An 11,830-nucleotide genomic window follows, 5' to 3' on the forward strand; every position below is an offset into this window, starting at 1 on the left:
GGGTGTCCCAACTATGGACAGCACGTTTTCTGAGCAAGAATACAAAGCAACGGGATGGGCCCGTTGCCTGAAGGAGCGAATTCGTGTCTGAAGCTACACCAGTGGTCCGCATCGTGGTTGGCGTTGACGGGTCCAGCGCGTCAGTAAAAGCGTTGCAAGAAGGCGCCAGGTTCGCTGCCGAACTAGGCGGGGTGGTTGATGCCGTTGCCGTGTGGGAGGTGCCCAGCAGGCATGCCACCTACGAGGCGCTGGGGATCGGAAGCTTTGAAGACGGTGCCTGCCAAGTACTCAACGATGCCTTGTTTCAAGCATTTGGCGCCGACGTCCCCACCACAGTCTCGGCACGCCTAGTCCAAGGCCACCCGGCCAAGACGCTGGCGGCATGCTCTGAAGGCGCCCGCATGCTGGTGGTTGGACGACGAGGCCAAGGCGGGCTGCTGGGTCTGCTGCTGGGTTCCGTCAGCAATGCCGTGGTCAGCCACGCACCGTGCCCGGTGCTGGTGGTTCAGTAAGCTACCGGTTCAAGTAAGTTACTGCCGGGCCAGGCAGCCTTGGGCAGCTTTTTCGGCTGTCTCCAAGGCTTCCGCCAACATGGCGACGGCCCGCTGGTACTCCGCGACGCCGTCGTCCGCGGGAACATCCCCCGTGAGGGACATCCGAGTGAGGCACCCTGGTCCGTGTCGAAGTGAAGCTGCGGCGCGGGCGGCCTTGGCCAGGGCCGAGGTTTCGGGCACCCGGACATCGCTCATGGCGGGGAAGTCGATGGCAGCGGCCGGGTCCAGTTCATAGCGGCCCCAGCGAGTCATTAGGGCGTCGTGCTCATGGTTGGCGGTGCTGAGGGCAAGGCTGAGCTGCCGGCGGCGGTCGGTGGCTGCGGCCGTGATCTGGCGACGCACCACGAGCTTATGGGTGGCTACGGTAGTGGCAAGGGCCACGGCAAAAAGTGCCAGTGACGTGAAGCTGCTGGTGAGCGCCGGAATCAAAATCAGGGGCGCCGCCACGCACAGGCCGGCAAAGGCGTACCAAAACGTTGCGTCAGGATCATTTTCCGCCGTGGCGCGTGTTCGAATCAGCCAAACGGTAGCCGCTGCCGTGAGACAGACCAGCGCCGCAAGTACTAGGACAACCATAACCGGCACCTCCGACGGACGTGGTCCCGACGGCCCCGCCCGGACACTCCTTGCTGGCGCACGTGGCGTGTCGCCATACTCCTATTGCAGGCCTAAATCCCACCCGGGTCAAGGGGTGGGCACAGAAGTTCGAATTTCCGTCTTCCGAGGCGCCCGTCCCCGGAACTTTGGCGCAACTGATTCACTGTGATGCCCAAGGTCACGATTAGGCGACTACGGAAATATGGGTAACGTTCACAGCCGCGCCGAGTGTCGCCGTATCGCTTTGGCCGATTTTGCGTCCTGGGCGATGCGCTCTGGGCTCTGCAGGAATAGCGTTAAACAACCCTCACAAAGAGGGCATCCATCATTTCCCATAGAGGGTGTTTTTCATGAAAATCGTCAAAACTTGGTTGGCAATTGTGGGGTTGCTCCTGGCGTTTGTTGTGGTTGCTCCGGCGCCTGCCCAGGCCGCCTCAACACCGTATTGCGGCATCACGTGGGGCTCGCTGGCGAAGGCGTCCGGCAGCCTTACCGGTGCTTCCGTCACCAATGTTCGTGCCGGCCGGCACGCGTGCTATGACCGCATGGTCATTGACCTTCAGGGCCATGCCAACGGCTTCAGCGTGCAGTACGTTGCATCGGTTTCCCAGCCGGGCAGCGGATTTCCCGTGCCGCTCCGGGGCGGTGCGGATTTGCACGTAGTTGTTCTGGCGCCGGCCTACGACCAGAACACCGGGCTGTCCACCTACAATCCGGCCAACAGGAACGAGCTGGTTAACACCGCTGGCTTTGCAACCTTCCGCCAGGTGGCCATGGCCGGCAGCTACGAAGGCTACACCCACATCGGTGTGGGGGTGAGGGCCAGGCTGCCGTTCAGGGTATTCTTCCTGAACGGCCCGGGGAACACGACCCGGATAGTGCTGGATGTGGCCCATCAGTGGTAGGTCCCTTTGGTGCCGCCGTTGCTCCCGTATTTTCAGGAACGACGGCGGCACTTTTGTGGCCGGGCAGAACTCGGCGAGCTAGTAGCGCTCGGGTTCCGAGCCCAGGGGGAAGCGGATCCCACGAACACTGCTGGGCGTGATTTCCACAAAGGTGTACTTGAGGGTTTGCAGCCAAGGCGTCAACGGCAGGTCCATGACGGCGTCGATCTCGGTTTGCGATTCCAAGACTCGTGCAGTCCCCTTGAGGACAACACTCCACGCCTGATCCTCGGCGAGGCCGTCAATCTCGAAGGCAACTGTGTCATTGATGGTCAGTTCGGCCAGCTTGGTTCCGGGGTTGGTCCGGATCAACAGTTTCTGCTCATGAGCGAGGAAATTGATGGGGAAGATGTCGGGCTGGTTGGCCACGCTGAGGGCCAGTCTGCCAAAGCTCGTGTTCTCCAGAAACTTCCATGCTTCATCGGTGGACATATTCTCGCCGGGGCGCTCATCAGTGCTCATGCTGCGATTATGCCCCACCGAGACCAAAATGGACACCAAACTTTCCGTTGCTAGGCGGGCTGGTGGTGCCCGGCACTTTCCCTCAGGATCACTGTTCCGGTGACGCTGCCGGACTGCTTTGCTGCCGGGTTCAGTGCCATCTCGGCAGCCAGTTTGCCCATGTCCTCCAAAGGCAGGCGGTAGGTGGTGAGCGCGGGGGAGTGATCGCGCAGCGTGGGAATATCATCGAATCCAGCGACTTGAATATCAGTCGGAATGCCCAGCTCTCGGGAACGCAAAGCTGTCATGGCGCCAAGCGCTATGACGTCGTTGGCGGCCAAGATGCAGACGGGGGACTCGGCGTCGTCCTTCAAAACGGACAGCGCCTGGGCATTGTCGCCGAGGGAATTCAGGTACTCCACGGTGGCGTCGTAGCCGCCCTTGCTGGTGAATGCTCCGTGAACGACGGCGAGAGGCTCAAGGTTCGCCTCGGCCAACCCGTGCAGGAAACCTTCCACACGCACCCTTGCCGTGTTGCGTTCATGCGGGCCCGCCAAGATGACAAAGCGCTTGATGCCCTGCGCCACGAGCGCCGCCACCAAGGCTGTGGCTCCCTCGCGGTTGGCCACCGTCAGGACGCGAGCCTCCGGAATGGCAGATGGCCCCAATGTCACCACCCGCCCGCCATTGTTGATGTACTGCGAGAGTGCCTTGGCCAGCCGGGGATCTTCGTCCAAAAGCCGCGAGGCCGCCAAAATGATGGCATCCGTGCGGTACGAAATGAACGCGTTGACGGCAGCGAGTTCGGCATCGCCGGGGGACCCGTCGCCAACAATATCCGTGCCGGCCAGCAGCACCTGGTGGCGCGTTTGCAACGCGGCCTGCTGCACCCCATGGGCTATGGCGGAAAAATACGGGTCAGCAATGTCGTGGACCACCAGGCCCACCAGCCCTGTGGTGGAACGGGCCAGTGCCTGGGCCTGGGCGTTGGCCACGTACCCCAGTTCCTCGGCGGCAGACTTCACGCGCTCGGCAATGTCGGCAGCGGGTGTCCGGCTGGAGCCGTTGAGTACGCGTGAGGCCGTAGCTAAAGAGACGCCGGCGTGCTGGGCAACTTCTGAGAGTTTAACGGGCACGCTAATGTTCCTTGCGCTCGATGGATAGTGTGGGGCGGATCACGAAGTGCCCTTGACCTGGATGCAATCTTCAGCATATATTGGAAAGCGCTTTCCTAACGACTAACCACGCCGGGTTTCCTGGCCTGCACTTACAACCACTTTCGGGAGAATATCGTGACTATGACAGCCACCGCCGATCAGAGCGCCGCTCAAGCCACCCTTGCTGACACTGTTGCCAGCAAGCCGTCCAACGGAAACCAGCGGGTCATCCGCATCGCGATGAACGGCATCACCGGACGCATGGGCTACCGTCAGCACCTGCTGCGATCCATCCTGCCGCTGCGCGACTCGGGCCTGATCCTGGAAGACGGCACCAAGGTTGCCATTGAACCGATCCTGATTGGCCGCAACGAGGCCAAGGTCCGCGAGCTGGCCGAACTGCACAACGTTGAGCACTGGTCCACGGACCTTGACGCCGTGATCGCGGACCCCACCGTTGACGTCGTCTTTGATGCCTCCATGACCAGCCTGCGCGCTGCCACCTTGAAGAAGGCCATGGCCAACGGCAAGCACATCTTCACCGAGAAGCCCACGGCGGAGACCCTGGAAGAGGCTGTCGAGCTGGCCCTCATCGGGCAGGCAGCCGGTATAACGGCCGGAGTTGTCCATGACAAGCTGTACCTGCCCGGACTGGTCAAGCTGCGCCGCCTGGTGGACGAAGGTTTCTTCGGCCGCATCCTCTCCATCCGCGGCGAATTCGGCTACTGGGTCTTCGAGGGCGACCACCAGGCTGCCCAGCGTCCGTCCTGGAACTACCGCAAGGAAGACGGCGGCGGCATGACCACCGACATGTTCTGCCACTGGAACTACGTCCTTGAAGGCATCATCGGCAAGGTCAAGAGCGTCAACGCCAAGACCGCCACCCACATCCCGGCACGCTGGGACGAGCAGGGCAAGGAATACAAGGCAACGGCCGACGACGCCGCCTACGGCATCTTCGAGCTCGAAACTCCGTCCGGAGATCAGGTCATTGGCCAGATCAACTCCTCCTGGGCCGTGCGTGTTTACCGCGACGAGCTGGTGGAGTTCCAGATCGACGGCACCCACGGCTCCGCCGTCGCCGGTTTGAACAAGTGCGTGGCCCAGCAGCGTGCCCACACCCCCAAGCCCGTCTGGAACCCGGATCTTCCCGTCACCGAATCCTTCCGCGCACAGTGGGCCGAAGTTCCCGCCAATGCGGATCTGGACAACGGCTTTAAGCTGCAGTGGGAAGAATTCCTGCGCGACGCCATCGCCGGCCGCGAACACCGCTTTGGTCTGCTCTCCGCAGCACGCGGCGTGCAGCTTGCCGAGCTGGGCCTGCAGTCCTCGGCCGAGCGCCGCACCCTGGACATCCCCGAAATCGAGCTGTAACCATGACCATTTCACTGACACTTCCACGCCCAGACGGCGCGCTGGAAGCACTCACCTTGAATGAAACCGGACCGTGGCGCAAGCCCACCGGATTGATCAGCTCCCGCAAGGTCTACGCGGCAGCTCACGTCACACCCAAGGTCCTGGGCAACAATGTACCGGGCGCCCCGGCCGAGATTGACTGGGATTCCACCTTGGCCTTCCGCCGCGAGCTGTGGAGCTGGGGCGTTGGCATTGCCGATGCCATGGACACCGCCCAGCGAGGCATGGGCCTGGATTGGGCCGCCACCCAGCAGCTCATCAACCGCAGTGCCGCCGAGGCCGCTCTCATCGCGACGCCCGAACGGACCGTGCGGGACCTGTTGGCCTGCGGTGCCGGCACAGACCAGCTGGACCCGGCCGACGTCGAACCCGGCGAGGCAGGGCTGGCGGCCGTGCTGGCCGCCTACCGCGAGCAGATCGCCGTCGTCGAGGCTTCCGGTGCCAAGGTCATCATCATGGCTTCGCGCGCCCTCGCCAAGGTGGCCGCCGGCCCGTCGGATTACCTCGCCCTCTACGGCACGCTGCTCTCCGAGGTCAAGGAACCCGTCGTCCTCCACTGGTTGGGCACCATGTTTGACCCCGCCCTGGCCGGCTACTGGGGCAGCGAAGACGTTGCCGCCGCGACCGCCACGTTCCAGCAGCTCATTGCGACGCATGCTGCGAAGGTTGACGGCGTGAAGGTTTCCCTGCTCGACGCCGGACACGAAGTTGTGCTGCGCGCGTCCCTTCCCGAGGGCGTGCGTCTCTACACGGGGGATGACTTCAACTACCCCGAGCTCATCGACGGCGACGGCTCACACTATTCCGATGCGCTCCTTGGCATCTTTGCCGCGATTGCACCGGCCGCGTCCACGGCGTTGCAGGAGTACGACGCCGGCCGCCCCGCCGAGGCCCGCGCCATCCTGGATTCCACCCGGGATTTGGGGCTGCACATCTTCGAGGCGCCCACGTACTACTACAAGACAGGCATTGCTTTCCTGGCGTGGCTCAACGGCTTCCAGCCAGGCTTCCAGATGATCGGCGGCCTGCACGCCGGCCGCGACCTCAACCACCTGGTCAAGCTGTTCCGCCTGGCCAACACGGCCGGCCTCCTGCTTGCGCCGGAGCTTGCCGCGACACGCATGGCCGGATTTCTGAACACCGCAGGTGTCGAGTGTGTTGTGCTGGAAGGGGCCCACGCGTGAGCAACTTCGAGAAGCTGTCCATCAACACAGCAACCATCAAGAAGGCCTCGCTTGCCGAAGCCCTGTCCTTGACGGCAGCCGCGGGCCTGACGCACATTGGATTGTGGCGCGACAAAGTGGCCGAAGTGGGGTTGGAGCGCGCCGTTGAGATGGTGCGTTCATCCGGTCTGCAAGTATCAAGCTTGTGCCGCGGCGGCTTCCTGACCGCCGCCGACCCGGCCGGCCAGGCCGCTGCACTGGCCGACAACCAGGCCGCCATCTTGGAAGCCAAGGCCCTGGGCACCACCGAGATCATCATGGTGGTGGGCGGACTGCCCGATTTCAGCGTCTCACCGGGGGCCGTTGATGGCGGGGGCTCGGCCGCGGCAGTTGCTGGTGGCAAGGATATTGTGCTGGCCCGCCAGCGCGTTGCCGACCGGCTCGCCGAGCTGGTCCCGTTCGCCCTGAAGCACGGGGTGCGTCTGGTCTTGGAGCCCTTGCATCCCATGTACGCCGCGGATAGGGCTGTCCTCTCAACGTTGGGCCAGGCCCTGGATTTGGCTGCCCCGCACCCAGTGGAGGCCGTGGGCGTGGTGGTGGACACCTTCCACGTCTGGTGGGACCCGTCGCTGCGCGAGCAGATTGCCCGCGCAGGTGCCGAGGGCCGCATCGCCTCCTACCAGGTGTGCGACTTCAACCTGCCCATCGCCGCCGACGCGTTGTTGTCCCGCGGGTTCATGGGCGACGGCGTGATCGACTTCGCCTCGATCGGTGCCTGGGTTGCCGAGGCTGGCTACGACGGTGTGGTTGAGGTGGAAATCTTCAACGAGGACATCTGGGCCCAGCCTTACGCGGACGTCATCGACACCGTCAAGGCCCGCTACGCCGAATGGGTGGCCCCGCACCTGGCCCTGACAAGCGTCTAGGTTCACCTCCGGCGGAGGATCGGCGCTTCACGGATTTGGGGGCTGGTGCCCGCACCGCGCCACACACGGCTTCGTCGGTGTGTCCGCGGCGACGCCCACCACGCCTCCAGCCCCCAAATCCGCTGCGCGCCCGCGTTGTCGAAAATGCCGGGTTCGGCGCCGCTCTCAGCCGAGCACGATCGCCACGATTCTGTCGTCGCCATCCCTTGGGCTGCCGCGGCCGTCTGTATTGTTCGTCAGAACAAGCAGGCGGCCGTCTGCGGTTAATGCCACGTCGCGGAGCCTGCCGAGTTCACCCACGAGGGTTTCGTTTGATGCGGGAGTGCCGGCTAGATCAATAACCCACAGGCGTTGTCCGCGCAGCGCAGCCATGTAGAGGGTGGTGCCGTTGATCGCGATTCCGCTGGGGCTGGCCTCGTCCGTGGACCACTGGAGCACCGGATTAACAAAGCGCTTGTCGTCCCCTATTCCTTCCACCAGCGGCCAGCCGTAATTCGCCCCGGCCTTGACCTCATTGAGCTCATTCCACTGGTTTTGGCCAAATTCCGAGGCCCACATCCTGCCCTGGCCATCCCAGGCAATGCCTTGGGGGTTGCGGTGCCCCAAAGACCACACAGGGCTGCCCGGGAACGGGTTGTCGGCGGGGATTCCGCCGTCGGGCGTTAATCGCAGAATCTTTCCCGACAGGGACGTGGGATCCTGGGCAGCGTTTGCGTTCCCGGCGTCGCCGGAGGTGACGTAGAGCATGCCGTCCGGGCCGAACGCGAGCCTGCCACCGTTGTGGTTGCCCGCTTTGGCAATGCCGGCGATGATAGTTTCGGGAGCACCCAGGCTCCTGTCGCCGGCTGCTCCCAGCACGGGCATCCGCACAATCCTGTTGTCACTTTCGGCGGTGAAGTAGGCGTACAGCATCAGGCAGCCCGTGTCCGGTATTGGGTTTCCGTCACAGCCACCCAGCCGCACAGCCAGACCCAGCAGGCCGCCTTCGCCGGAAGCGACCACTCCGGGTATCGTTCCCATGTCTCGCGTGGCCCCTTGTGCCGACACTTCTACAATCTGGCCCGTGTCCCGTTCGCTGACCAAGAGTGAACGGTCCGCCAGCAACGCCATGGACCACGGGGCATCAAGTCCCGTCGCAACGTCGCCGGTTCCGCCTGCCGCAGCTGCTGGGGTACTTGGCCCGGGGGCAGGGGTGATTGATGTGCAGGCGGCCATGGACAACGCTGTCGTGAAACAAGCGGCAGCCAGGACAATCCGGTTGCTCCTGGGGCGGCTCCGTTCGCCGAGCCGCGCTGCGCAGTGACTCATGCGCCGAGCCTACCGCAGGGGCAAGTTTCAGGGGAGGGCCCCGCCGTCGAGCCTTAAAGCAAACTGACCCGCAGAAAACGCCGGAAAAACGATCAAAATCGTCTTTTTTCGGCGTTTTCTGCGGGTCAGTTGGAATAAGTTAGCGGCCCTTGACGGGGATGCCGTTGCGGGTCATTGACTCGGCGTAGGCCTTGGCCGATTCCAGCAGCCACTGCTCCTGGCGTTCGGGCGAGCCGGCAAAGCTGCGGCCTGAGAGTGAACGGACCTTGTAAATGCCGAATCCACGCTTGTACAGCATGGGGCCCTGTGCCTTCAGGAGCTGGTCTGCCAGTCGGTGCGCCTCGGTGCCGTGTGCCACCAGTGCTGACGCGCGGGGGACCAGGGTCATGAACTTCACCAGCGGGCGCAGGCCCTGCTCAATCTGCGGTGCCGTGAGGCGGCCGTTGGGCTCGCCCGGCGTGAACCAGGGGTGTACGTTCCACGGCATGACCAGGCTGGGACGCAGGCCAATCTGCCAGTGGATGCCCAGCAGGCGGGTGGCTGCCTGCTCGTCGCCGGCGGTGATGAAACCTGACTCGTCCATCTCGCCAACGTTGGAGAACAAGCTGATGATCTTGCACTCGTCGACATCGTGAACGGGGTCTACATAGGCCACCTGCTGCTCGGGCCGGGCTTCCGCCAGGGTGTCGCAGAGCTCGGTGATGGGTGCAATGTTCTCGTCGTAACGGCGATTCCAAAGCTGGTCACGCAGTGATTCAGTGGCCACGGATGTCATTGAGGCGTTGTTCTCCTTATGAAGAATGAGAGTGTTGGCGGTAGCTGCCCGGCAGGGGGCCATGTCCGACCTCTTAGCTTAGCAATCTTCGCCGGTCCATGGGCCGTCCGGGGGTGTGCTAGGGGAGCGCAGAAACTTTTTATTGTGAGAAACACGACAGCCCAAAAATCCACTGATTTAGCCGATTTTGCCCCTTTTGTTCCTGACGGTCGACGCCGGACCCCTCACGATGGGCGGCTGGCTCCCGGCCGTGGGCCCCCCGCCGTCGGCATTCGACACTCCAGTACCGTTGGCGGCAAAATGGTGGCATGGCGAACATTGAGCAGTCCAGCACCGAGCAGTCCAGCACAGAGCAGTCCAGCAGCGAAGCGCAGAACATCCCCACCCAGCCGTGGGTGAGGAACTACCAGCCGGGCGTCCCGGCAGACATTGAGCTGCCCACGGAGTCCCTGGTGGCCATGTTTGAGCGCTCCGTTGCGGAAGCGGGCGAGCACCCGGCCATGGAGTTCTTTGGCCGCCGGACCAGCTACCGCGAATTGGGGGAGCAGGTGGAGCGGGCGGCTGAGGGTTTGCGCCGGCTGGGCGTCAGGGCGGGGGACAGGGTGGCTCTCATTCTCCCCAACTGCCCACAGCACGTGGTGGCCTTTTATGCCGTCCTGCGTCTGGGGGCCGTGGTGGTGGAACACAACCCGCTGTACACTTCACGCGAGCTCCGGCATCAATTTGAGGACCATCAGGCCCGAGTGGTCATCGCCTGGGACAAAGCTGTGGCAGCCGTTCAAGCATTCCCCGCCGACGTGAGCATTGATCACATTGTGGCCGTGAACCTCTTAAACGCATTCCCGGTCGCCAAGCGTCTGGCCTTGGCGTTGCCGCTGAAAAAGCTCCGGGAAACGCGGGCAGCGCTCAGTGCCCCGGCGCCGGGAGCCATGGCGTGGAAGGATCTGCTGGCCCACGGCAGGATCAGCTCCACCCACCCGCGCCCCGGAGTGCAGGACCTGGCCGTGATCGGCTACACCTCCGGCACCACGGGAAACCCCAAGGGCGCCATGCTCACCCACTACAACCTTTACGCCAACGCCCTTCAAGGCGAGGCATGGATGCACGGCGCGCAGGAGCGCAAGGAAATTCTCTACGCCATTTTGCCCATGTTCCACGCCTTTGGCATGACCCTCTACCTCACGTTTGGCATCCGCAAACAGGGCCTGCTGGTGCTGTTCCCCAAGTTTGACACCGATCTGGTGCTGGCCGCCATGAAGAAGTCACCGGCCACCGTGTACTGTGCGGTGCCGCCCATCTATGAACGCACAGCCTTGGCGGCAAAGGAGAAGGGCGTTTCCCTGCGCTCCTGCAAATACAGCATCTCCGGCGCCATGAATCTGCCCGACCATGTGGTGGAACTGTGGGAATCGGTCTCCGGCGGTTTGCTGGTGGAGGGCTACGGCATGACCGAATCTTCGCCCGTGGCGCTGGGCAATCCCTTCCACCCCACGCGGCGCAACGGCACCATCGGCGTGCCGTTCCCGTCCACCTTGATGCGGGTGTCCGACGTCGACGATCCCGGCGTGGACGTCCCCCAGGGTGAGCGTGGGGAACTGCTCCTGAAGGGCCCGCAGGTTTTCGCGGGCTATTGGAACAATCCTGAGGAAACGGCCAAGGCGCTCACCGAGGACGGTTGGTTGCGCACGGGCGACATCGTCACGGTGGACCCGGACGGTTTCACCACCATCGTGGACAGGATGAAGGAACTGGTCATCACGGGCGGCTTCAACGTTTCCCCCTCCGAGGTGGAGGCCGTTCTTCGCCTGCACGACGACGTGGCCGACGTCGCGGTCTTTGGCAAGCCCTTGGAACGGGGCGGGGAAATGGTGGTTGCCGCCGTCGTGCTTCAGGCAGGCACCAGCCTGGACGAGGCAGCCCTGCGCGCGCACTGCCGTGAGCGCATGGCGGGCTACAAGGTTCCCGTCCGGATTGTGGCCGTTGCTGACATGCCGCGTTCCATGCTGGGCAAGATCTTGCGCAAGCAGGTCAAAGAACAGGTGCTGCCCATACTCTGACCGTAGCCACCTCTGTTGCTCGCGCCACCGCAGGCCTAGGCTGGACAGTGGCGGGGGGCCAACGACGAAGGGAAGCAGCAATCATGTTGGAAAACAGCAAGGCATTTAGTGGATTCTCCGTGGACAGCATTCCAGCGGCCCGTGATTTTTACGGCACCACGCTGGGCCTGGACGTGGCTGAACAGGACGGCATGCTGACCCTGCACCTGCCAGGCGGTGGGACAGTGTTGGTCTACCCCAAGGGTGACAGCCATGAGCCGGCGTCGTTCACGGTTTTGAATTTTCCGGTGCCGGACATTGAAGGTGCGGTGGACGCACTGGCCGCTGCCGGCGTCGAGCTTGAGCATTATGCCGGCACCCCCATGGAGACCGACGCCAAGGGTATCTTCCGCAGCGGCGGCCCGCTCATAGCCTGGTTCAAGGATCCGGCCGGGAACGTGCTCAGCGTCATCCAAGAATAAACAAGCCGACGTCCCCATCGCGGCACCAAAC

General features: G+C 63.5%; 12 protein-coding genes. 7 read left to right on the top strand and 5 right to left on the bottom strand.

Annotation, left to right across the window (positions count from 1 at the left end; all coding sequences use genetic code 11):
- Positions 1–83 precede the first annotated feature (83 nt).
- Positions 84–512 carry a universal stress protein gene (locus tag CVS28_RS16495; protein WP_103482191.1) on the top strand — a complete coding sequence of 143 codons (429 nt, stop codon included), beginning with the start codon at positions 84–86 and terminating at the stop codon, positions 510–512.
- Between the two features lie 18 nt (positions 513–530).
- Here CVS28_RS16495 and CVS28_RS16500 read toward each other — a convergent pair whose 3' ends face one another.
- Positions 531–1,130 carry a hypothetical protein gene (locus tag CVS28_RS16500; RefSeq protein WP_103466804.1) on the bottom strand — a complete coding sequence of 200 codons (600 nt, stop codon included), beginning with the start codon at positions 1,128–1,130 and terminating at the stop codon, positions 531–533.
- Positions 1,131–1,501: 371 nt separating this feature from the next.
- On the opposite strand from CVS28_RS16500, the gene CVS28_RS16505 reads away from it, so the two are divergent.
- Positions 1,502–2,056, top strand: coding sequence for an AMIN-like domain-containing (lipo)protein (locus CVS28_RS16505; protein WP_103482242.1), 555 nt, complete (start codon positions 1,502–1,504; stop codon positions 2,054–2,056).
- A 78-nt stretch (positions 2,057–2,134) separates the two neighbouring features.
- On the opposite strand, the gene CVS28_RS16510 is transcribed toward CVS28_RS16505, so the two are convergent.
- Complete coding sequence (locus tag CVS28_RS16510; protein WP_103466891.1) at positions 2,135–2,557, bottom strand: pyridoxamine 5'-phosphate oxidase family protein; 423 nt, start codon at positions 2,555–2,557, stop codon at positions 2,135–2,137.
- A 50-nt stretch (positions 2,558–2,607) separates the two neighbouring features.
- Positions 2,608–3,672 carry a LacI family DNA-binding transcriptional regulator gene (locus CVS28_RS16515; protein WP_103482192.1) on the bottom strand — a complete coding sequence of 355 codons (1,065 nt, stop codon included), beginning with the start codon at positions 3,670–3,672 and terminating at the stop codon, positions 2,608–2,610.
- A gap of 261 nt (positions 3,673–3,933) precedes the next feature.
- Between CVS28_RS16515 and CVS28_RS16520 the strand changes: the two genes are divergently transcribed.
- The 3 genes from CVS28_RS16520 to CVS28_RS16530 are packed head-to-tail and all read left to right on the top strand — an operon-like array spanning position 3,934 to position 7,198.
- Entirely contained in the window at positions 3,934–5,067 is a 1,134-nt protein-coding gene (locus CVS28_RS16520) for a Gfo/Idh/MocA family protein (protein ID WP_103482243.1), read from the top strand.
- Between the two features lie 2 nt (positions 5,068–5,069).
- The gene (locus CVS28_RS16525; protein WP_103482193.1) at positions 5,070–6,293 is read left to right on the top strand and encodes a dihydrodipicolinate synthase family protein; all 1,224 of its coding nucleotides are present in this window, start codon (positions 5,070–5,072) and stop codon (positions 6,291–6,293) included.
- Entirely contained in the window at positions 6,290–7,198 is a 909-nt protein-coding gene (locus tag CVS28_RS16530; protein ID WP_103482194.1) for a sugar phosphate isomerase/epimerase family protein, read from the top strand. Before CVS28_RS16525 ends, CVS28_RS16530 begins: the two co-directional genes overlap by 4 nt.
- A 165-nt stretch (positions 7,199–7,363) precedes the next feature.
- On the opposite strand, the gene CVS28_RS16535 is transcribed toward CVS28_RS16530, so the two are convergent.
- Complete coding sequence (locus CVS28_RS16535) at positions 7,364–8,506, bottom strand: PQQ-dependent sugar dehydrogenase (RefSeq protein ID WP_103482195.1); 1,143 nt, start codon at positions 8,504–8,506, stop codon at positions 7,364–7,366.
- Positions 8,507–8,645: 139 nt separating this feature from the next.
- Entirely contained in the window at positions 8,646–9,281 is a 636-nt protein-coding gene (locus CVS28_RS16540; RefSeq protein ID WP_103466809.1) for a uracil-DNA glycosylase family protein, read from the bottom strand.
- Between the two features lie 308 nt (positions 9,282–9,589).
- Here CVS28_RS16540 and CVS28_RS16545 point away from each other — a divergent pair, with 308 nt between their 5' ends.
- Together CVS28_RS16545 and CVS28_RS16550 are read left to right on the top strand one after the other, a co-directional pair.
- Positions 9,590–11,338, top strand: coding sequence for a long-chain-fatty-acid--CoA ligase (locus CVS28_RS16545; protein WP_103466810.1), 1,749 nt, complete (start codon positions 9,590–9,592; stop codon positions 11,336–11,338).
- Positions 11,339–11,421: 83 nt separating this feature from the next.
- On the top strand, positions 11,422–11,799 hold the full coding sequence (locus CVS28_RS16550; RefSeq protein WP_103466811.1) for a VOC family protein: 378 nt from the start codon (positions 11,422–11,424) through the stop codon (positions 11,797–11,799).
- Positions 11,800–11,830 lie beyond the last annotated feature (31 nt).

Origin of the sequence: Arthrobacter glacialis, from assembly GCF_002909415.1 — a bacterium.
GTDB classification, from domain to species: domain Bacteria; phylum Actinomycetota; class Actinomycetes; order Actinomycetales; family Micrococcaceae; genus Specibacter; species Specibacter glacialis.

Excerpts from the sequence above, each read along its gene's own strand:
- CVS28_RS16500 (WP_103466804.1), bottom strand. The coding sequence starts at position 1,130 with ATGGTTGTCCTAGTACTTGCGGCGCTGGTCTGTCTCACGGCAGCGGCT.
- CVS28_RS16520 (WP_103482243.1), top strand. The coding sequence starts at position 3,934 with ATGAACGGCATCACCGGACGCATGGGCTACCGTCAGCACCTGCTGCGA.
- CVS28_RS16540 (WP_103466809.1), bottom strand. The coding sequence starts at position 9,281 with ATGACATCCGTGGCCACTGAATCACTGCGTGACCAGCTTTGGAATCGC.
- CVS28_RS16550 (WP_103466811.1), top strand. The coding sequence starts at position 11,422 with ATGTTGGAAAACAGCAAGGCATTTAGTGGATTCTCCGTGGACAGCATT.
- CVS28_RS16535 (WP_103482195.1), bottom strand. The coding sequence starts at position 8,506 with ATGAGTCACTGCGCAGCGCGGCTCGGCGAACGGAGCCGCCCCAGGAGC.
- CVS28_RS16505 (WP_103482242.1), top strand. The coding sequence starts at position 1,502 with ATGAAAATCGTCAAAACTTGGTTGGCAATTGTGGGGTTGCTCCTGGCG.
- CVS28_RS16510 (WP_103466891.1), bottom strand. The coding sequence starts at position 2,557 with ATGAGCACTGATGAGCGCCCCGGCGAGAATATGTCCACCGATGAAGCA.
- CVS28_RS16545 (WP_103466810.1), top strand. The coding sequence starts at position 9,590 with ATGGCGAACATTGAGCAGTCCAGCACCGAGCAGTCCAGCACAGAGCAG.
- CVS28_RS16525 (WP_103482193.1), top strand. The coding sequence starts at position 5,070 with ATGACCATTTCACTGACACTTCCACGCCCAGACGGCGCGCTGGAAGCA.